The following is an 18,765-nucleotide window of genomic DNA, read 5'->3' on the forward strand; positions in this document are numbered from 1 at the left end:
AATCCTGCTGCAATATTACATGGCGCTTGGCAGTCAGCCGGTTTGCTCGCTCAAGGCCCCTTCTGACGAATTTCCGTCCAGCGAAACATCGGCTTATCGCCATCCACCGCGAGCAATATGTCGAGCAAGGTGATTTCATCTGGAGCGCGGGCGAGGTTGTGAAAACCGCTTCTTCCACGCCCCCCTGTGATTATGCCTTCACGTGCAAGGGCTCGCATCTGTTTGGCCATATAGGGCTCCGGGAGGTCATGAAATTCAGCCATAGCTGAGAGTGCCAGCCCGCGATCTGGCCAAAGCGGTGCCATCACGGCACAGGCATGCGCAGCCCATTCTACACCCTTGTTGATCCACATAGCGAACAATCCCGTTGCTTGCCTCCAAAGTAGATGCAGATAGCGTTGGCTCGAGCGCTTGACTTTGCAGTGCTCGGCATTTTATCGGCCCGAGCGCAATCGGGGCGCATATCGCCCCACGTTTCCGTCCCTTGGTCGAGTCCTGTCGAAGGACCATGAGGATCCCCCTGGCAGGGGGTAAGGTGTAAGCATGGCTAATGTTACAGTGATCGGCGCTCAATGGGGCGATGAAGGCAAAGGCAAGATTGTTGACTGGCTTGCGAGCCGTGCCGATGCCGTTGTGCGCTTTCAAGGCGGGCACAATGCGGGTCACACATTGGTGGTGGATGGCACAACCTACAAGCTGAGCTTGTTGCCGAGCGGCATCGTGTCCGGCACCCTGAGCATGATCGGGAATGGCGTGGTGCTGGACCCATGGGCATTGCGGGATGAAGTGCAAAAGCTTGAAGGTCAGGGGGTCACGATCAGCGATGATAATCTGGCGATCGCAGACAATTGCCCGCTGATCCTGCCGATCCACCGCGATCTCGATGGCTTGAGGGAAACTGCGGCGGGTTCTGGCAAGATCGGCACCACAGGCCGCGGTATTGGCCCAGCGTATGAAGATAAGGTCGGGCGCCGCGCGATCCGCGTTTGCGACTTGGCGCATCTGGACAGTCTGGATACACAGCTCGATCGACTTTGTGCGCATCATGACGCACTACGCGCCGGTTTTGACCAGCCGCCGGTCGACCGTAAGCGTCTGCTGGATGATCTGAAAGAGATCGCGCCCTTCGTATTGCAGTTCGCTCAACCTGTTTGGAAGCGTTTGAAGAAAGTGCGCAAGGCTGGCGCGAAAATACTGTTCGAAGGTGCGCAGGGCGTGCTGCTTGATGTCGATCACGGCACCTATCCGTTTGTCACCAGCTCCAACACCGTAAGCGGAACAGCGGCATCGGGCTCAGGGCTTGGGCCGGGCGCCGCGGGCTTCGTACTCGGTATTGTGAAGGCCTATACTACCCGCGTGGGTAGCGGTCCGTTCCCGACCGAACTGGACGATGAAGTTGGACAATTGCTGGGCGAACGTGGTCACGAGTTCGGCACAGTAACTGGGCGGCAACGCCGGGTCGGCTGGTTCGATGCGGTGATCGTGCGCCAAAGCTGCGCGATCAGCGGTGTGACTGGAATTGCGCTGACCAAGATTGACGTGTTGGACGGTTTGGAAACTGTTAAGATTTGCACGGGATACCGCCTGCGCAACAATGTGATGGATTATCTGCCAAGCCATGCCGGCGATCAGGCAGCGGTTGAGCCGATCTACGAAGAGCTGGACGGCTGGAGTGAGAGCACAGCCGGCGCGCGCAGTTGGGCGGATCTGCCAGCCAATGCGATCAAGTATATTCAACGGATTCAGGAGCTAATCGAAACACCGGTCGCGCTGGTATCGACCAGCCCTGAACGTGATGACACCATTCTTGTGCGCGATCCATTTCTCGATTGATGGCTTCGCCGCAAGGCAAAACCTGACAGGCTACCTATTCAACCGGATTACGGCCCGCCGACTGGCCGCGTAGCTCACATTCATCGACGTAAGTATTTTGGGCAGGGGCTCCTCCCCCGGCTGGCATTTCTCACCAGTTTCTTGCGCTACTAGGCTTGGCCTTTGTACTCGTTCGGCAGGGCAATCTGGCGTTGCCTCAAGCAGCTTGAATGGGCGCGACAATTCGAACTACGGTTTGACCTGGGTAGTCTGCCTTGGCGTGTTCTGATGGCACGCGCTGTGCGTCGGCTCTTGCTCGCGCCAGAACTGTGCCGGGGACGTCCCCTTCCATCAGAATGATGTCCGCTACACCCAACCAACGCATTTGCCTTATCGTCAGGTCCTCGGGATCTTCGCTGGTGAGCTGAATGATCTGGTTCTTCCCATCGTTGATGCTTTGCTCGTTTGCCAGCCAGCTCTCGACCTTGTCGGCGCTTGCGGCGTCAAATGGATCCAATTCGCCGCCTTCACGCAAAGCCGCATCGATTACGCGCCGTCGATCAGCACCATCGGGGTGTTTGGCTCGCAGTTTTTCCCGAGCGCTGAGTAGAGCACTCGCAAGCTTTCCCAGAGATTGCGGCAGGATAGCATCAAGGCGCAACCGCACATGCTTGGCAAGCCCTGCCGAGGCCCCGCCAGTACCAATGGCGATCAGCACCGGGTCTCTGTCCAAAATGCTCGGCGTAGTGAAGTCGCACAAATCCGGCATGTCGACCACGTTCACCAGCATGCCGGCACAGCGTAAATTGATGGCCGCTACTTTACATGCCTCCGCATCGTCATAGGCTACAAAGGCCACCTTCACACCCTCATCAATCGCGCGTTGGATATCGTCTTCGATTATACCGCCGGCGCGTTCAATTAAACGTATCTTGGGCTCAGCCGTATCCCCGCTACCCAGCACCAGTACCTTCTGCCCCTTGATGCGATGGAATAGCGGGAGCGAATTGATCATGAGTGTTTCATCTATTCTAGCCAGTCGGGAACGCGCTCGGCATTAATGAAGGAATCGGCGCCAACCCGGTTGGCCACGACTGCAAACTTGTCACCATCAACCAGAGTTTCGGCCACGAACCCGCGCGAGTTGTATGAACTTGCCATTGTCGCGCCATAGGCGCCAGCCGTGCGAAAAACCGCCAGATCGCCGCTCTTCACGAGATCGCATTGGCGGTCCCGCGCAAAGGTGTCACCAGTTTCGCAGATCGGGCCGACGATGTTGGCGATCATGCTTTCACCGGTGGGCGTAACCGCTTCAAAATGGTGGTACGCTCCGTATAGGGCGGGGCGGGCAAGGTCGTTCATTGCCGCATCGACAATCACGAAGGGGTTGTTGAGCCCGCGCTTTACGCGCACCACTTCGGTCAACAGAACCCCGGCGTTGCCAGCGATAACACGGCCGGGCTCAAAGATCAGTTTGACCCCCCAGTCTTTAGTGACGCAGGCGACCATGGCTCCATACTCGGCTGGACTGGGCAGAACTTCGCCCTTGCGATAAGGCACGCCAAGGCCGCCGCCCAGATCGACATGGGTGATCGTGTGGCCCGCGCCGCGCAACCCGGCAATAAGTTCACCGAGCTTTGCGAACGCGCTTTCGAGCGGAGTGATGTCGGCCAGCTGACTGCCGATGTGTACAGCTACGCCGCGCAGGTTCACGCCTTTCTGGCTGGCAAGCTTTCCGAAGATTTGCCCTGCCTGATCAATCGGTACGCCAAACTTGTTGTCTGCCTTGCCCGTCGAAATCTTGTCATGCGTTCCGGCATCGACGTCCGGATTGATTCGCAGCGCGCAATCTGCGGTCAGGCCCATTCCTTCCGCGATTTCGGCCAGCTCCAGGCCTTCTTCTTCGCTCTCGATGTTGAATTGACCGATCCCGGCTTCAAGCGCCTCGATCATTTCGCGGCGGGTCTTTCCCACACCAGAGAAGACGATCATTTCCGGAGCGATACCTGCGGCTAGCGCGCGGCGCATTTCGCCAACGGAAACGACATCGGCACCATACCCCTGGTTTTGCAGCACTTTCAGTACAGCCAGATTGGGATTGGATTTGACCGCAAACGCAATCAGCTTGTCAGGCACTTCGTCCAGTGCTTCTCGAAAAACGCGTGCATGCCGTTCCAGCGTTGCGCGCGAATAGACATAGACCGGCGTCCCCACCTCTCTGGCTATCTGCGGCAAAGGCACGTTTTCGGCGTGAAGCACACCGTCTTTGAGTGCAAAATGGTCCATAGACTTGCTAAAATTTCCCTATTCTGGGGGAAGATCGAACGGGTCGTCTTCGCGTTCTTCCGAACGACGCCTTAACTCAACACTACGTTGTGGCGCTGCCAAAGTTTCCAGTTCCAATAGCTGTTCCGCTTCTGGTTTGGCTTCGCTCCCATAGGGCGCTGGCGGCAAGCTGGAGTTTGCGAGCGGTTGAATGTCGGCGCGTTGCCCGCAAGCGCCAAGCGCTATCGCGGCAAGCGTGAGTGTGACGATCGACCGTTTTGTCATTGCTTCAATCCCATCCGCTCTTTCGCTGCGGCAATCTGCGCCTTTACCTGATCAGGCGCGGTGCCGCCATATGAGTTGCGCGAGGCGACGGAGGCGTCGACTGAGAGCGCTTTGAACACTCCATCATCAATCCGGCTGTCGATTTCCTGAAGCACGCTGAGCGGCAGCTGGTCCAGGGCAACACCGTCTGCCTCTGCGCGTTTAACCGCAGCGCCTGTGATGTGGTGCGCTTCTCGAAACGGAATGTCGGCCTCGCGTACTAACCAGTCCGCGAGGTCGGTCGCAGTTGCGTATCCAAGCTCGGCTGCTTCACGCATCCGTGCGGTGTTGAAAGTGCTGTCGGCAATCATTCCGCTCATGGCCGCGATGCAAAGCTCCAACAGCCCCGCGGCTTCGAACACGGGCGGTTTGTCGTCTTGCATATCCTTTGAATAGGCGAGCGGCAGCCCTTTCATGGTGATCATGAGCGAGGTCACGCAGCCAATGATGCGACCCGTGTGCCCGCGCACTAGTTCGGCGGCATCGGGATTCTTCTTCTGTGGCATTATGGAGGAACCCGTCGATAGGCTGTCCGCTATGCGCACAAAACCGAAGGGTTGGCTGGCCCAGATAATGAATTCCTCTGCAAGCCGCGAAAGGTGCAATGCGCACTGGCTTGCAGCCATCAAGAAATCGAGGGCGAAATCGCGGTCTGAAACAGCATCAAGACTGTTGCGAGTGGGAGCAGCAAACCCAAGCGCCATGGCTGTTGCTTCGCGGTCTATCGGAAAACCGGTACCGGCGAGTGCTGCGCTGCCCAAAGGGCACATGCTGAGCCGGGTACGAGCGTCGTTAAAACGGTCGCGGTCGCGGTCGATCATCTCGAAATAGGCCATCAGGTGATGGCCCAATGTTACTGGCTGAGCAGTCTGCAAATGCGTGAAACCAGGCATGATGCTGTCAGCATGCGCTTCTGCCTGATTGAGCAGCGCCAGTTGCAGCTGGCCCAGCGTGGAATCCAATTCATCAATTGTGTCGCGCACCCAGAGTCGGAAATCGGTTGCAACCTGGTCATTTCGGCTGCGCGCTGTGTGCAGGCGGCCAGCGGCTGGCCCGATCAATTCGGTCAAACGTGCTTCGACTGTCATGTGAATATCCTCGAGGTCCCAATCCTCGGGCACGCCATTGCGCGCGTATCCTTCAGCAATCTGATCCAGTCCGCCCAGAATGGCATCGCAATCTGCCTTGCTGACGATGCCTTGCGCACCCAGCATACTTGCATGCGCCTTGGATGCGCGGATATCTTGGCGCCACAGGGCTTTGTCGAACGGGATCGAAGCATTGATTTCGCGCATGATCGCGCTAGGCCCTTCAGAGAACCTTCCGCCCCACATCTGATTGGAGCCTGCCTCTATGTCTTTTCGCCCGGTATCGTTGTCTTGGTCGCTCATCTGCGCCTCGGCCTTGTTTCTTTCCGGTTGCGATAGTGGCGCTGGCCATGGCGCGCAACCGCAAGAGGAATTGGGCGTAGACAAGCAGGAGTTGACCGGCGAGATCGATTACAGCTTTGCAGGCGAATTGATGCCAGCAGTCAGTGTGACCAATCCGGATGGAGCGCAGCTCAATCTGGGTGCTCTGCAAGGTCAGCCGGTTCTGATTAACCTATGGGCCACCTGGTGCGCGCCATGCGTTGTCGAAATGCCGATGCTGGATGAACTCGCTGCGCTGAAAGAGGACGAGCTGCGCGTGCTGACCGTAAGCCAGGATATGCGCGGCGCAGAAGCTGTCGTGCCGCTCTTCGAAGATCGCGATTTTACGCATCTCGAGCCTTGGCTTGATCCCGCGAATGATCTGGGTGTGAGCTTCGGAGGTAGCGGGGCGATGCCGCTCACCGTGCTGTATGATGCCGAGTCGAAGGAACTTTTTCGTGTCGCGGGCGGCTATCACTGGAACTCGGAAGAAGCGATCGCGGCCATTGAAGCGGTAATCGCAGACTAGTCCGGCAGTTCCAACCCCAATGGCTGTAGCGGAAACCCGAACAAGCTTGACATCAGGTGTGCCTGAATTCGCGCTTCCACGCGTCCAGTCCGGCATCTTTCCATGCAGCGTATTGGCCACCTCTTAGCGACAAGAAGGACGCTGCTTCTTCAGGCCCGCTTTTGCTGCGACGGCCGATTAGTAACACGCCTACGATCTGGTCAGCATGCCGATATCGCTGGTCGAGCAGGTTTCCAGCAAGCGGATCACTGACTTAAAGCGGAACCGTTGCCCACAAGGCACCATAAGGCAGAAAAGAAGGGGTCTATCCTGTGAGCGATGATCGCCATCCCATTGCATCGACCATAAGACCTTACGAATCGCTGCTTGAACCGCTTGCAAAGATAAGGCTTCGACGATGCCCCTTGAGCATCGATCCGGTAACCTGATCGCCTGGTTCGATGCGGATGCCCGCTGATGGAGCGGCCTAATGCAGGCAATCGAACAGACTGGTACGGTGGATACGAAACCCGACCACCTCTGTTTAACCGGATCTTGCGTAAGGCGCTTTAAGAGCGATGCGGCTGTCTTGCTGCATGCCTTTCAACCCATCAATTCGCCATAATTAATGCAATACATCCTCCGACCTCGAAATCAGCAAGCAGAGAAATTGCCGTGAATAGCCCCGTCTGTTTGATGACCAAGCCGGTCTCCTACAAGGCTTAAGAGCTTTTCGGATCGTTCGTAAACATCGGAAATATTCGAGGGGATCTTCAGCCCACTAGCGCACAGAATCAGTGATCCCGTGTGCATAGTGACTGAATGGTGGGCGATGACAGGCTCGAACTGCCGACCCTCTCGGTGTAAACGAGATGCTCTACCAACTGAGCTAATCGCCCATTCCGTCCTGCGGAGACGCGCTATCTAGCGCCGATTCATGGAAAATCAATCATAGAGTTTAAAGTAATGGGTGATCTGACGACATTCTGGTTCAGACAGCTATCAGGCCCATTGTGATCAAGTGGCCTTGGATACCGTGGATCGCTGCATCTTCCGCTTGGTTATCCGGTCGCCCAGAAACACCTTGCCCAGCCAGAATACCAAAAGAATCAGAACCAGTGTATACGGAAATTCAAGATAGATTGTCTCGTGCAGCGCTTCAGGGAAAACCTGCTGTTGCCCGCTGAATAGAGAACTGGTGGCGACACATCGGAAAGAACATGCGCCATAGGCGGCGCAGCAGGCGATGCTTGTCCTTGAGGTGACAGGAAATTGCCTGACGTGGTGCGGCGCGAGCTGGCCCGTTTTGCTAAAGATGGGCTGATTATTGTCCGAGCCAGCCGCACGGATGAGGGGTTGGTTGATCGCGAGCCGGAGGACGATGCCAATGGGTTCGTCGCTGTGCGTGCACTCAATCTGCAAAAGGCACGAATTCTGCTGCAGCTGCTGATCGCGAACGGGATCAGTGATCCCGGCGCGATCCAGTCAGCATTTGATAACCGCTGAAAATTCAGCCCCAGGGCGTGACGAGATATTTTTCGCCGGTCTTCATCTGGCGATAATCGCTGATCGCTTCCTTGGTCAGCATCTCTTCCAGATTGACCTTCGCCTTGTAGCTCGACGCAAAAGTGGTGGTGAGGTTTTGCTGTACGCGGGTGCGCATCTTCACGACAGTTTCCATCCCCGCATTGGCCAGGAATGGAGTCAGCAGCCAGCCTGACAGCGTCCAGCCAAAGCCATAGCTTGGCGTCAGGATCGTCGGGCCGAAGTCCAGGCGGCCGTAGATGAACATGCGCTTTGCCTGGTTAGAGCCATAGCGCGAATATTCGGTCATCTTGCTGACCGCGACCTGCTCCATCGCCTTGAACACATTGTCGACCGCTTGCCCACCGCCGATCGGGTCAAACCCATAGAAAGCATCGCTTTCGTCAATTGCTGTGCGCAGCTGTTCCATGAAATCATCGTCAGAGGAGTTGACGACATATTTCGCGCCAATACCTCTCAGCATCTCGACATGTTCGGCTTTGCGCACGATGTTGACCAGCTCGATACCGTCTTCCTGGCAAATCTTGATCAACATCTGTCCAAGGTTTGATGCCGCGGCTGTATGGACGATTGCCTTCTGCCCATCCATCTTTGCATTCTCGACAAATCCCAGCGCAGTCATCGGATTAACGAAGCTGGACGCACCCACTTCGCTGGAATGGTCACCCAGCGGCAGACACATCATCGCATCGGCGATAGCGTATTGCGAAAAGGCATTGCCGGGAACGCAGGCCACGCGCTGGCCCATCAGCGCTTTGGCCATGTCGCTTTCGCCGGTCGCAACCACGGTGCCTGCACCTTCATTGCCGGCTGGCAAACGTTGGCCGTAGCGGCTTTTCTGGCCTGAGAGGAAAGGTTCAGGCATTTGCGCGACAACTTTGCCCGGCGAATATTCGGCATTGTCGAAATCGGCTGCACTGGTCAGGATCGCGAGGTCTGACGGATTGATTGGCGCAGCCTCCATCTTGACCAGCACTTGATTTCCCGTTGGTTCAGGAAAGCTCTCTTCGCTCACTTCCAGCGTCAGCTTGCCGTCGGCGGTAAGCGTGGTGAAAAGCTGTTGGCCAGTGGTGGTCATGATTATTCCTCTCAAGAATCGGCGTAAGTAGCTTCTACGAAGTAGAGACCATGTGGCGGGGCGTTAAGCCCTAATTCCTGCCGGTCGCGTGCGGCGAGTGCTTTTGCAACCTGATCTTCGCGCCAAACGCCTTGTCCGACAAGCTTCAAACAGCCGACCATGCTGCGCACCTGATGGTGCAGGAAACTGCGCGCAGCGGCGTGAATGCGGATTTCGTTTCCGTCTCGCTCAACATCCAAGCGATCGAGTGATTTGACCGGACTGTCTGACTGGCAATGCGCAGATCGGAAGGTGGTAAAGTCGTGCTTGCCAACCAGCGCCTGCGCAGCGCCGTGCATCGCCTTTTCATCAAGCTCCTGCGGGACTTGCCAGGCGCGCTTATGATCGATCGTCAGCGGTGCACGGCGGTTGATGATGCGATAGACATAGCTTCGCCCGATACACGAAAACCGGGCATGCCAATCGTCAGGCGCAATCTCGCAATGTGTCACGGCGATGGGGTTAGGGCGCAGATGGGCGTTCAATGCCTCCATCAGGCGGAATGGTGCCAGTTCTTTTCCGATGTCGATGTGGCTGCGCATGGCCAGAGCATGCACGCCGGTATCAGTTCTGCCAGCGCTGAACAGGCGAACATCTTCACCTGTCACGGCATTGGCCGCCTCCTCGACGGCTTGCTGCACGGTTGGACCATGCTTCTGACGCTGCAGGCCCTGAAACGGTGTGCCGTCAAATTCCAGTGTCAGCGCGAAACGAGTCACGACAGAATGGTGCCTTTCGCAATGGGATTGCCGCGCAGGAAGTCCTCACGATCCATCGCCGGTTTGCCCGCGCGTTGCAGGCGGAGCGGGCGGATCGCGCCGGACCCGCAAGCGATGGTGAAATCTTCATTGAGAACCTCACCGGGATTACCTGAACCTTCGGCCAATTCTGCCCGCAGCAATTTTACGCGCTCTCCGTCGCTTTCAGACCATGCGCCCGGGAAGGGGGCGAGGCCACGCGCCAGCCGTTCAATTTCCTCTGCCGGTTTTGACCAGTCGATCCGCGCTTCGGCTTTATCTATTTTGGGCGCATAGGTTGCCGCACCATCATCCTGCGGGATCGCGGCCAGATGCTCCAGATCGTTGAGCACGCCCACCATTGCATTGGCGCCCAGTTCGGCCAGTTCCTCTGTCAGTTCGCCCGTGGTCTTGGCATCTATCGGTGTTATCACCTTGGCGAGCATGGGCCCTGTATCCAGCCCGGCTTCCATTTGCATGATCGTGACACCCGTTTCCGCATCTCCGGCCAGAATTGCGCGGTGGATGGGGGCCGCTCCGCGCCAGCGCGGCAGGATTGAAGCGTGGATATTGAGACAGCCGTAGCTGGGCGCGTCGAGCACCGCTTGCGGCAGGATCAGGCCATAGGCAGATACCACCGCCACATCTGCTTGCAATGCCGCGAACTCCGCCTGCGCATCTTGGTTCTTGAGAGAGGTCGGATGCCGAACCTCGATCCCCAGTTCTTTCGCCTTGCGATGCACCGGGGATGGTTGAAGCTTTTTCCCTCTCCCTGCGGGGCTCGGCGGCTGGGTATAGACGCACACCAACTCGTGCCCTGCTTCGTGCAACGCAACCAGCGCCGGAACGGCGAAGTCAGGGGTTCCCATGAACGCGATTGTCATTTTGGGGCGCATAACAGTGCAGGCGGGCCTTTCTCGAATTCGCTCAAGCCCCTATCTGTCATGACATGGCATCGCAAGAGATCGAAGCATTGGCAGGTGCATTGTCGCGTCTGCCCGGATTGGGCCCGCGCAGCGCGCGGCGCGCGGTTTTGTGGTTGGTCAAGAACCGTGAGCAGGCGCTGCCAACGCTGCTAGAGGCATTGGGCGCGGTTCGCGATACGCTGGTTGAATGCGAAATTTGCGGCAATGTCGATACGAAGAACCCTTGCGGGATTTGTGCCGACCACCGCCGCGATCTAAAATCGCTCTGCGTGGTCGAAGATGTGGCAGACCTTTGGGCGCTTGACCGCGCGCGACTGTTCACCGGCAGGTATCACGTGCTGGGCGGAAAGCTGTCCGCGCTCGACGGCATCGGGCCGGAGGATCTGAATATCGCTTCGCTTTTGTCTCGCATTGAAGAAGGCGGGATCGACGAGGTGGTTCTGGCAATGAACGCGACGCTGGAGGGGCAAACCACGGCGCATTACCTCGCTGAGCGGCTAGAGGCGTTTCCGCTGCGCATCACGCAGCTGGCGCATGGCCTGCCTGTGGGCGGCGAGCTCGATTATCTGGATGAAGGCACGCTGGCGCAGGCGCTTAGGGCGCGGAGGCCTGTTGACTAAAGTCACGGCAGTCAACGGGCGACCGCCCGTCGGCCTGTAGGCCGCCCCCGCGGAGGTGTTCGCGTAAGCGAACTGCCGCGAGCGATAACAGTTTCGTTGAAATATAGCTCTCAACCGCCTATTTCCGCTTTATGGCTATACGTGAAATTCTGGAAGTGCCGGACCCCCGGCTCAAGGTCGTTTCTGAACCCGTTGCGGAAGACGAGTTCAATGACGAGCTGAAACAGCTGGTCGAGGACATGTTCGAAACGATGTATGACGCGCCCGGAATTGGCCTCGCCGCCATTCAGGTTGGCGTGCCCAAACGCGTGCTGGTGATCGATCTGCAACCGGAAGACCCGGATGCGGATCCGATCGAATGCGAGCATGACGGGCACAAGCACACCCATCCGGCTACCAAGAAAGAGCCGCGCACGTTCATCAATCCGGTTATCGTTGATCCCGCGCAAGAGCAGTCGACCTATCAGGAAGGCTGCCTGTCCGTGCCGGAAATTTACGCCGATGTAGATCGTCCGGCGACCTGTACGGTTCGATATCAGGATCTGGACGGCAACCACCATGAAGAGAGTATGGAAGGCCTGCTCGCGACCTGCATCCAGCACGAGATGGACCACCTGGAGGGCATTCTCTTCATCGACCACCTGTCGCGCCTGAAACGTCAGATGGCGCTCAAGAAGCTGAAGAAGCTAAGGCAGGCGGCGTAAGCTGCGGGTAAACCTTACTCAGCACTGGCGTTCCGGTTCCGTTCCGCCTAAGTTGACGGGATGGACCCTACACTTCTTACTATCATCGCGCTTGTTCTTGGTCTCGCAATTGGTGCGGGGGCAGGGTGGTTTATCGGTTCTCGCCAAGCGGCGGATACAAGGGCCAAATTGGCCGAAGTGGAGGCTGTTGCTGCAGAACGCGAAGCCGAATTCAAAACCGCGATCAAGGAACTGGGTGAGGCGCAGATTGGGCTTGCCACGCTGAAAGCGAACGCTGCCAATTTCGACAAGCAGATGGCGCAGATGAAAGAAGCGCGTGAGGAGATGCTCACACAGTTCAAGGCGCTCGGCAGCGAAGTGCTGTCGCGCAGTCAGGAAGAATTCCTCAAGCGTGCTGATGAGCGCTTCAAGCAGTCCGAAGAAGCGGGTGAAGCCAAGATCAAGACCTTGCTGCAACCCGTGGGTGAGCGGCTGGCCAAGTATGAGCTACAAGTTGAAACGCTGGAGAAACAGCGGGTCGATGCCTTTGGTCAGCTGACCGGCCTGATCCAGTCAATGCGTGAAGGGCAGGAAGAGGTGCGCCGCGAGGCGCAGCGGCTGGGCAATTCGCTCACCAATGCGCCCAAGGCACGTGGGCGCTGGGGCGAGAGGGCGCTGCAAAACCTGCTCGAACAATGCGGCCTTGCTGAACACACCGATTTTCTGATGGAGCAGTCGGTCGACACCGAAGACGGGCGCCTGCGCCCTGATGCCATTATCAACGTACCGGGCCAGAAAAAGCTCGTAATCGATTCCAAAGTTTCGCTCAACGCCTATCAGGCCGCGTTCGAGGCTGATGATGACGATGCGCGCAAGACGCATTTGGAAATGCATGCGAAGTCCATGCGCAACCACGTCCAGACGCTTGGCGCAAAAAGCTATCAAAGCCAGTTTGAAGAAGCACCCGACTACGTCATCATGTTTATTCCGGGCGAACATTTTGTGACAGCTGCCCTGGATGCGGATCCAACATTGTGGGACTTTGCCTTCGAACGGCGTGTCTTGCTGGCTACCCCGACCAACTTGGTCGCCATCGCGCGGACGGTCGCGCAAGTCTGGCGGCAGGATGGCCTTGCTAAAGAGGCGCAGGAAATCGGACGCATGGGGGCAGAGTTGTACGAGCGACTTTCAACCACTGCACAGCATCTGAAACGGGTGGGGGGTGGCCTCGAAAGCGCGGTCAAGAATTACAACAGCTTCGTTGGCAGCTTTGAACGCAATGTGCTGTCATCCGGCAAGAGGTTGGCGGAAAAAGGCATCGAGATCGGCAAGCGCGAAATTGAGGAGGTCCCACTCGTTGAAGGCGCGCCGCGATATACGTCGGACGACTTGCTCATCGATGGCGGCAAGGACGGGGCTGAATAGCGGTTAACTGTCCAGCCCGGCCAGCACTTCGTAAGCCAACACCGCCCCAGCTACCGCCGCGTTGAGGCTGTCCGCGCGGCCTTTCATCGGCATCGTGACGCGCAAATCGCATGCGGTTTCGTATTCCTCGGGCAGGCCTTGCGACTCATTGCCGACGAGAATGAAGCAGGGGCTTTCATAAGGTGCGCCGCGATAAGGCACTGCGTCGCGCAAGCTTGCGGCAACCAATTGGCCCGAACCACTGCGTAGCCAGGGCAGGAATTCTTCCCAGCTTGCACGCGCCACGGCCTGCGTGAAAATCGCGCCCATGCTGGCGCGTGCGGCTTCGACGCTGAAAGGGTCAGCGCAATCGTCAATCAGGATCAGCCCGCCTGCGCCCACAGCATCTCCTGTGCGCAGCATGGTGCCCAGATTGCCCGGATCGCGCAGCGCTTGTGCCACCAGCCAGATGTTTGCGGTTTCGCGTTTGATAACGTCCAGTGAACTATCAAATTCAGCAAACACGCCTGCTACCGCTTGCGGGTTCGATTTGCCGGTGATCTTGCTGAGGATATCGGGCGAAGTCTCGATGATCTCGCCACCCGCGGCTAGGACGTCTGCTTCAAGCGCGCTGAGCAGAGGATGCGGATCGCGCCCGCTGGCCATCACCAGCACTTCCGGAACATGCCCGCATTCCCGCGCATCGGTAAGCAGGCGCAATCCTTCGGCCAGAAATTGGCCAGCTGCCTTCCGGTGCTTCTTTTCGCGCAGACTGCGCAGATATTTGACCGTCGGGTTGGAAAAGCCGGTGATCTCTCGGCGATCAGACACAAAGGTTACTCTTCGCCAAAGCCGTCTTCGATCAGAGCGGCCAGTTCGCCGCCCACACTTTCGGCATTCACTCCGCCAACGATCAGCTCAACATCGTCGCCTTTGGCGGCGCCAAGCATCATCAGGCCCAGGATCGAACCGCCAGCCGCTTCATTGCCGTCCTTCGCAACACGTACATGCGTGCCTTCGGGCAGGACAGAAACTGCACCTACGAATTTTGCGCTGGCGCGTGCATGCAGCCCGCGCTTGTTGACGATAGTAATTGTCTTGCGAAACTCGCTCACGCGCGAGCCTCTTCCGGCGCAGCCTCGTCGCCGAGAAACTCGCTGGCAACAGTGATGTAGTTGCGGCCAGCCTTCTTCGCTGCGGCAACGGCATCGATCACACTCATCTTCTTGCGCGCTCCAGCCAGACGAATCAGCATCGGTAGGTTGATGCCGGCAATCACTTCAACATGGCCGCGATCAAGCAGCGAAATCGCCAGATTAGATGGCGTGCCGCCGAACAGATCGGTCAACACTATTACACCCTCGCCATATTGGACCGACGAGATTGCGTCGGCAATTTCCTGGCGCCGGTTTTCCATATCGTCATTGGGGCCGATGCACACGGTGGCCACGTCTTGCTGCGGGCCGACAACATGCTCCATCGCGTCCACAAAGTGGTCGGCCAGATCGCCATGCGTGACGAGGATCAATCCGATCATGAGAGTGTGCGAAGTCCGTTCATTCCTGCGGCGCGACGCCGTATGGTGTTTCTATTGGTGCTCAACGCCTTGCCCCTTCGATCTCGTCGCTGGTGCGTGAACCCAGATTGCGGTGGCGGACAGTGGGCGAAAATCCTGCCTCGCGCAAGCCTTCTGCGATGTGTTCGGCGGTGAAGACAGAACGATGGCGTCCGCCGGTGCAGCCAAAGGCAATGTGAACATACGATTTGCCCTGCGCCTGATATCTTGGCAGCAAATCCGTGATCAGCGGGAGAATTTGAGAGGTGGCGGATTTGAAGCCCGGATCATTCCTGATGTGATCACCCACGGCTTTGTCGAGCCCGGTCAGTTCACGTAATCCGTCTACCCAATGCGGGTTATCAAGGAATCGCATGTCAAACACGAGATCGGCGAGCGGAGGGTGGCCTTTGGCAAACCCAAAGCTTGAGACCGTTACCGTCATCGGAGTGCTGGGGGACTGTGAATAGAGTTCGCGCAGTTTCTGCTGCAACTCGTTCGGATTGAAACTGGTGGTGTCGATAACGACTTCGGCCCAGTTCCTGAGCGGTGCCAACAGATCGCGTTCCGCACGTATTCCCTCTGTTAGTGGACGCCCGCTTGCGAGTGCATGGCGGCGGCGCGTTTCATTGTAGCGTCGCTCCAATTCTTCGGTCGAGCAGTCAATGAACATAGTCGAGATTGAGGCGTTCTGATGAGATAACCTATCGACTAATCCGATTATCTCGTCCGGTACAAACCCGCGTGTGCGTGAATCAAATCCGATAGCAATGGGCGTGCCTGACAAGCCAGGAGCAGCTGTCATTGTCTTGAGAAATCGCACCGGGAGATTGTCGATTGCTTCCCAACCCAAATCCTCCAGCACATCGAGTGCAGTGGACTTTCCGGCACCCAACATGCCTGTGACCAGCAGGATGTGCTGTGGCGCCGAGTCGAGGTGATCGGTGGAGCTCATGGTGATCGACGCTAGAAGCTAAGCCCATGTTTGCGCAATGCCCATTCGGCGCGGGTCGCTTGAATTGCATCGCCTCTACGGAAGGGCAGAACCGGGACAATGCAGTCGAATATTTCGCGCTGCTCAAGGATTTCGGGAAGTCTTGAACCTTCGGCCTCGAGCAAAAGAATCAAGGCAAGCGGCGCGGATGTGGTTTCCAGGTTCACAATACCGACGCCGCGGATCTCCATTTTCCCCTCAATGTTTGGCGGAGGTCTGGCTATCACTTGGTCGCTGCCGTTTGCGAGACACACGCCGTCATCTCCGATCAGCACTGCACCGCGATCGACCAATGCGAGCGCCAGGCTGCTCTTGCCACTTCCCGGAGGGCCTTCAATCAGGACGGCACGACCGTCGATCGCAACCGCGCTAACGCCTATCAGAGTTTTGCCATCGCTCATCGCGCCGCTGGCATCTCGAAACGCATGAAGGCGCCGTCTGCGCCGTCGGGCCGGCTTTCTGCGATTAACCGCCCGTCATGAGCTTCTGCAATGGCGCGTGCGATAGCAAGGCCGAGGCCAGAGTGATTGCCAAAGCTTTCCGCCTCGGGCCGAACCGAGTGAAATCGTTCGAACACTTTCTCTCTCTCATCTTCCGGAATGCCTGGCCCAGCATCACAGACCGTAATTGCCACACAGTCTCCATCATTGCTGATATCGACAAGGATGGGCGCGTCGACTGGCGAGAATGATACGGCATTGTCGAGCAGGTTTTCGATCACGCGTTCCAGGCGCGGCGCAACTCCGGTTACGATTGCCGCATGACCGCGGCTAGTGATCTCGATCTGGTGGTCCGCGTTCTCGGCGCGGGTTTCGCGTGAGCCGACGATTGCCTTTATCAATTGCGTCATATCGATGCGTTCACGCTTCGCCCGCGACATTTCTGCATCGATCCGGCTGGCGTCAGAAATCTCGGAAACCAGGCGATCAATCCGTCGCACGTCATGGGTGGCGACAGCGAGCAATTGGTTGCGCAGTTCCGGGTCTTCCACGCGGGGAAGAGATTCCATTGCGCTGCGCAGGCTCGCCAGTGGGTTCTTGATCTCGTGCGCGACGTCGGCGGCAAAACTGTCGACGGCATCGATGCGATGCCTCAATGCGCTCGTCATATCAGAGACGGAGCGTGCGAGTGTGCCGATCTCATCGCGGCGATTCGGTAGACGTGGCACCTCTACTTCGCGGTCGCGGCCTTGGCGTACCTTTGCCGCCGCTGATGATAGCAACCTGATCGGCGCGACGATAGTCCGCGCAAGAAAGAGCGAAAGCAGGATCGAAGCTACCAGAACGAGCAGCACAGCCAGGCCAAGCGTTGAACGGGCCGCGCGAACAGACTCAGTGATGTCTACCGCATTGCGGGTGGTCAACAGCGTGGCGCCATTCAAGCCCACCGGCGCTGCAGCAGTGATAACTGGTGTTCCGTCGAGCCAGTCATACAACGTGATCTGGCTCACCCCTTCGTCGCGTGCGCGAACAACCTCTGGCCAAGCATCCGCACGCTGCGATTCGGGTTCGATATAGTCAGTCACCGGTTCAGCGCTGACAATCGTATCTAGGGCTCGATCAAGCCAGCGGGCGAAGCGCTCACCGGGCGGTTCATCGCCGGGCTGATCGAGTTGGAAAGAGGGTTCATCGAGCGCGAAACTATCCGCCCACAGCAAGCCTTCCGCATCGAACATGCGGAGCCGCATGCGCTGTTCTTTACCGATCTGCACGAGCAAGGCTTCCTGACGTGTCCGCGAAGCACCAGCGAGCGCTTCAGCGGTGATCTGCGCTTCGATCCGCGCCAGCTTGTAGCGCTCGTTGAGGAGCTGGGTACGGTAGGTGTCGAGGTAAAAGATGCCGCCGCCCAAAAAGAGCAGAGGAAGAATGTTCACAGCCAGGATCCGCGAAGTCAGCGACAGGCGGGAACTCCAGCCCAGCCGGTCAATTGCCGGGGCCAAGGCTGATGGACGCGCGGGATCAGCCATCTGTGAAACTATACCCTGCACCGTAAAGCGTTTCGATTGCGCTGAAATCGTCGTCGACCTGGCGGAACTTGCGGCGCATCCGCTTGATATGGCTGTCGATTGTTCGGTCATCGACGAAGACATCATCCGGGTATGCCGCATCCATGAGTTGGTTTCGGCTCTTGATGACCCCGGGACGGCCCGCAAGCGCTTCAAGGATCAGAAACTCCGTGACAGTCAGCGAAACGGGCTGCTCGTTCCATGTTACATGATGCCGTGACGGGTCCATATAGAGACGTCCGCGTGCAATGACTGTTTGCCGCTGATCGGAATTGCCTGGGTCGCTTTGTTCGCCCGCATTGATATGATCAGCGCGTCGCAAAATTGCGCGGATGCGAGCCAGCAAAAGACGCAAGCTGAATGGCTTGGCGATGTAGTCATCGGCGCCCAACTCTAGCCCGATCTCCTCGTCGCGCTCGTCATCCTTGCTGGTCAGGAATATGACAGGCAGGGCAGACTCGCGCCGAACGCGGCGCAGCAACTCCAGCCCGTCCATCTTTGGCATCTTGATATCGAACACGGCCAGATCTGGCGGATTGTCCAGCAAGGCCTTCAAGGCCGTTTCGCCATCCGAATAAACGCGAGTGGTGAACCCTTCCGCTTGAAGCGCAATCGAAACCGACGTCAGGATGTTGCGGTCGTCGTCGACCAGCGCGATCACAGATTTCTCGCTTGTTTGGCCAGATTCGGCCGCAGAATTGTCCATTTCTGGCCCTTTCATCGCGCTATCCATACGCAATTAGCGTGTCCGGCGAAATGAAACAACGAATGGTCGCAAGAATCGGACAGATTGTGGCTATATGGCGCTCGTGGTTTGACCTCACCTAAGCTCCAGACTAGAGAACAACTCGATTCCGCACA

General features: G+C 57.7%; 21 protein-coding genes and 1 tRNA gene. 6 read left to right on the forward strand and 16 right to left on the reverse strand.

What is annotated here, in order from left to right; all coding sequences use genetic code 11:
• Window positions 1-50 precede the first annotated feature (50 nt).
• The gene (locus QZ487_RS06440; protein ID WP_296023837.1) at window positions 51-353 is read right to left on the reverse strand and encodes an Rrf2 family transcriptional regulator; all 303 of its coding nucleotides are present in this window, start codon (window positions 351-353) and stop codon (window positions 51-53) included.
• 190 nt (window positions 354-543) lie between these two features.
• Here QZ487_RS06440 and QZ487_RS06445 point away from each other — a divergent pair, with 190 nt between their 5' ends.
• Entirely contained in the window at window positions 544-1,833 is a 1,290-nt protein-coding gene (locus QZ487_RS06445) for an adenylosuccinate synthase (protein WP_285974842.1), read from the forward strand.
• A gap of 196 nt (window positions 1,834-2,029) precedes the next feature.
• Here the strand turns inward: QZ487_RS06445 and QZ487_RS06450 are convergent, their stop codons facing one another.
• Genes QZ487_RS06450 through argH form a run of 4 tightly spaced genes read right to left on the reverse strand, consistent with a single transcriptional unit; the run spans window position 2,030 to window position 5,735 of the window.
• Complete coding sequence (locus tag QZ487_RS06450; protein WP_296023838.1) at window positions 2,030-2,827, reverse strand: siroheme synthase; 798 nt, start codon at window positions 2,825-2,827, stop codon at window positions 2,030-2,032.
• A gap of 11 nt (window positions 2,828-2,838) precedes the next feature.
• On the reverse strand, window positions 2,839-4,098 hold the full coding sequence (gene lysA / locus QZ487_RS06455; RefSeq protein ID WP_296023839.1) for a diaminopimelate decarboxylase: 1,260 nt from the start codon (window positions 4,096-4,098) through the stop codon (window positions 2,839-2,841).
• Window positions 4,099-4,116: 18 nt separating this feature from the next.
• Window positions 4,117-4,362 (reverse strand): hypothetical protein, encoded by a 246-nt coding sequence (locus QZ487_RS06460; RefSeq protein WP_285974845.1) that lies wholly within the window; start codon window positions 4,360-4,362, stop codon window positions 4,117-4,119.
• On the reverse strand, window positions 4,359-5,735 hold the full coding sequence (gene argH, locus QZ487_RS06465) for an argininosuccinate lyase (protein ID WP_296024121.1): 1,377 nt from the start codon (window positions 5,733-5,735) through the stop codon (window positions 4,359-4,361). Before argH ends, QZ487_RS06460 begins: the two co-directional genes overlap by 4 nt.
• A 40-nt stretch (window positions 5,736-5,775) precedes the next feature.
• Between argH and QZ487_RS06470 the strand changes: the two genes are divergently transcribed.
• On the forward strand, window positions 5,776-6,339 hold the full coding sequence (locus tag QZ487_RS06470) for a TlpA disulfide reductase family protein (RefSeq protein ID WP_285974846.1): 564 nt from the start codon (window positions 5,776-5,778) through the stop codon (window positions 6,337-6,339).
• Between the two features lie 802 nt (window positions 6,340-7,141).
• Here QZ487_RS06470 and QZ487_RS06475 read toward each other — a convergent pair.
• Window positions 7,142-7,217 (reverse strand) — tRNA-Val (locus QZ487_RS06475).
• 382 nt (window positions 7,218-7,599) lie between these two features.
• Here QZ487_RS06475 and QZ487_RS06480 point away from each other — a divergent pair.
• Window positions 7,600-7,824, forward strand: a complete 225-nt coding sequence (locus QZ487_RS06480; RefSeq protein WP_285976968.1) for a hypothetical protein — start codon at window positions 7,600-7,602, stop codon at window positions 7,822-7,824.
• A 4-nt stretch (window positions 7,825-7,828) separates the two neighbouring features.
• On the opposite strand, the gene QZ487_RS06485 is transcribed toward QZ487_RS06480, so the two are convergent.
• From QZ487_RS06485 to fmt, 3 genes are read right to left on the reverse strand one after another with little or no spacing between them, the layout of a single operon-like run.
• Window positions 7,829-8,941 carry a zinc-binding dehydrogenase gene (locus tag QZ487_RS06485; RefSeq protein WP_296023841.1) on the reverse strand — a complete coding sequence of 371 codons (1,113 nt, stop codon included), beginning with the start codon at window positions 8,939-8,941 and terminating at the stop codon, window positions 7,829-7,831.
• A gap of 11 nt (window positions 8,942-8,952) precedes the next feature.
• Window positions 8,953-9,699, reverse strand: coding sequence for a tRNA pseudouridine(38-40) synthase TruA (gene truA / locus QZ487_RS06490; protein WP_285974848.1), 747 nt, complete (start codon window positions 9,697-9,699; stop codon window positions 8,953-8,955).
• The gene (gene fmt / locus QZ487_RS06495) at window positions 9,696-10,601 is read right to left on the reverse strand and encodes a methionyl-tRNA formyltransferase (protein WP_285974849.1); all 906 of its coding nucleotides are present in this window, start codon (window positions 10,599-10,601) and stop codon (window positions 9,696-9,698) included. The genes truA and fmt overlap by 4 nt, the downstream gene beginning before the upstream one ends.
• 65 nt (window positions 10,602-10,666) lie before the next feature.
• On the opposite strand from fmt, the gene recR reads away from it, so the two are divergent.
• The 3 genes from recR (at window position 10,667) to QZ487_RS06510 (ending at window position 13,371) form a co-directional block, all read left to right on the forward strand.
• Complete coding sequence (gene recR, locus QZ487_RS06500) at window positions 10,667-11,263, forward strand: recombination mediator RecR (protein WP_285974850.1); 597 nt, start codon at window positions 10,667-10,669, stop codon at window positions 11,261-11,263.
• A gap of 131 nt (window positions 11,264-11,394) precedes the next feature.
• Entirely contained in the window at window positions 11,395-11,967 is a 573-nt protein-coding gene (gene def, locus QZ487_RS06505; RefSeq protein WP_296023843.1) for a peptide deformylase, read from the forward strand.
• A gap of 60 nt (window positions 11,968-12,027) precedes the next feature.
• The gene (locus tag QZ487_RS06510) at window positions 12,028-13,371 is read left to right on the forward strand and encodes a DNA recombination protein RmuC (RefSeq protein ID WP_296023844.1); all 1,344 of its coding nucleotides are present in this window, start codon (window positions 12,028-12,030) and stop codon (window positions 13,369-13,371) included.
• A gap of 3 nt (window positions 13,372-13,374) precedes the next feature.
• On the opposite strand, the gene QZ487_RS06515 is transcribed toward QZ487_RS06510, so the two are convergent.
• From QZ487_RS06515 to QZ487_RS06545, 7 genes are all read right to left on the reverse strand, one after another.
• On the reverse strand, window positions 13,375-14,181 hold the full coding sequence (locus QZ487_RS06515; protein ID WP_296023846.1) for an RNA methyltransferase: 807 nt from the start codon (window positions 14,179-14,181) through the stop codon (window positions 13,375-13,377).
• 5 nt (window positions 14,182-14,186) lie between these two features.
• Window positions 14,187-14,465, reverse strand: a complete 279-nt coding sequence (locus QZ487_RS06520; protein ID WP_285974854.1) for an HPr family phosphocarrier protein — start codon at window positions 14,463-14,465, stop codon at window positions 14,187-14,189.
• Complete coding sequence (locus tag QZ487_RS06525; protein WP_285974855.1) at window positions 14,462-14,887, reverse strand: PTS sugar transporter subunit IIA; 426 nt, start codon at window positions 14,885-14,887, stop codon at window positions 14,462-14,464. The genes QZ487_RS06520 and QZ487_RS06525 overlap by 4 nt, the downstream gene beginning before the upstream one ends.
• A 61-nt stretch (window positions 14,888-14,948) precedes the next feature.
• Window positions 14,949-15,860 carry an RNase adapter RapZ gene (gene rapZ / locus QZ487_RS06530; protein WP_296023847.1) on the reverse strand — a complete coding sequence of 304 codons (912 nt, stop codon included), beginning with the start codon at window positions 15,858-15,860 and terminating at the stop codon, window positions 14,949-14,951.
• Between the two features lie 11 nt (window positions 15,861-15,871).
• The gene (locus QZ487_RS06535) at window positions 15,872-16,300 is read right to left on the reverse strand and encodes an HPr kinase/phosphorylase (RefSeq protein WP_285974857.1); all 429 of its coding nucleotides are present in this window, start codon (window positions 16,298-16,300) and stop codon (window positions 15,872-15,874) included.
• On the reverse strand, window positions 16,297-17,865 hold the full coding sequence (locus QZ487_RS06540) for an ATP-binding protein (RefSeq protein WP_285974858.1): 1,569 nt from the start codon (window positions 17,863-17,865) through the stop codon (window positions 16,297-16,299). Before QZ487_RS06540 ends, QZ487_RS06535 begins: the two co-directional genes overlap by 4 nt.
• Window positions 17,858-18,610: a response regulator transcription factor gene (locus tag QZ487_RS06545; protein WP_296024122.1), complete on the reverse strand. Its 753-nt coding sequence runs from the start codon at window positions 18,608-18,610 to the stop codon at window positions 17,858-17,860. Before QZ487_RS06545 ends, QZ487_RS06540 begins: the two co-directional genes overlap by 8 nt.
• Window positions 18,611-18,765 lie beyond the last annotated feature (155 nt).

This window comes from uncultured Altererythrobacter sp. (assembly GCF_913057185.1).
Taxonomy (GTDB): Bacteria; Pseudomonadota; Alphaproteobacteria; order Sphingomonadales; family Sphingomonadaceae; genus Erythrobacter; species Erythrobacter rubellus.

Bases quoted from the DNA above. Each gene is read 5' to 3' on its own strand.
- QZ487_RS06440 (WP_296023837.1), bottom strand. From the start codon at position 353: ATGTGGATCAACAAGGGTGTAGAATGGGCTGCGCATGCCTGTGCCGTG.
- QZ487_RS06445 (WP_285974842.1), top strand. From the start codon at position 544: ATGGCTAATGTTACAGTGATCGGCGCTCAATGGGGCGATGAAGGCAAA.
- QZ487_RS06450 (WP_296023838.1), bottom strand. From the start codon at position 2,827: ATGATCAATTCGCTCCCGCTATTCCATCGCATCAAGGGGCAGAAGGTA.
- lysA (WP_296023839.1), bottom strand. From the start codon at position 4,098: ATGGACCATTTTGCACTCAAAGACGGTGTGCTTCACGCCGAAAACGTG.
- QZ487_RS06460 (WP_285974845.1), bottom strand. From the start codon at position 4,362: ATGACAAAACGGTCGATCGTCACACTCACGCTTGCCGCGATAGCGCTT.
- argH (WP_296024121.1), bottom strand. From the start codon at position 5,735: ATGTGGGGCGGAAGGTTCTCTGAAGGGCCTAGCGCGATCATGCGCGAA.
- QZ487_RS06485 (WP_296023841.1), bottom strand. From the start codon at position 8,941: ATGACCACCACTGGCCAACAGCTTTTCACCACGCTTACCGCCGACGGC.
- fmt (WP_285974849.1), bottom strand. From the start codon at position 10,601: ATGACAATCGCGTTCATGGGAACCCCTGACTTCGCCGTTCCGGCGCTG.
- recR (WP_285974850.1), top strand. From the start codon at position 10,667: ATGGCATCGCAAGAGATCGAAGCATTGGCAGGTGCATTGTCGCGTCTG.
- def (WP_296023843.1), top strand. From the start codon at position 11,395: ATGGCTATACGTGAAATTCTGGAAGTGCCGGACCCCCGGCTCAAGGTC.
- QZ487_RS06510 (WP_296023844.1), top strand. From the start codon at position 12,028: ATGGACCCTACACTTCTTACTATCATCGCGCTTGTTCTTGGTCTCGCA.
- QZ487_RS06525 (WP_285974855.1), bottom strand. From the start codon at position 14,887: ATGATCGGATTGATCCTCGTCACGCATGGCGATCTGGCCGACCACTTT.
- rapZ (WP_296023847.1), bottom strand. From the start codon at position 15,860: ATGAGCTCCACCGATCACCTCGACTCGGCGCCACAGCACATCCTGCTG.
- QZ487_RS06535 (WP_285974857.1), bottom strand. From the start codon at position 16,300: ATGAGCGATGGCAAAACTCTGATAGGCGTTAGCGCGGTTGCGATCGAC.
- QZ487_RS06540 (WP_285974858.1), bottom strand. From the start codon at position 17,865: ATGGCTGATCCCGCGCGTCCATCAGCCTTGGCCCCGGCAATTGACCGG.
- QZ487_RS06545 (WP_296024122.1), bottom strand. From the start codon at position 18,610: ATGGACAATTCTGCGGCCGAATCTGGCCAAACAAGCGAGAAATCTGTG.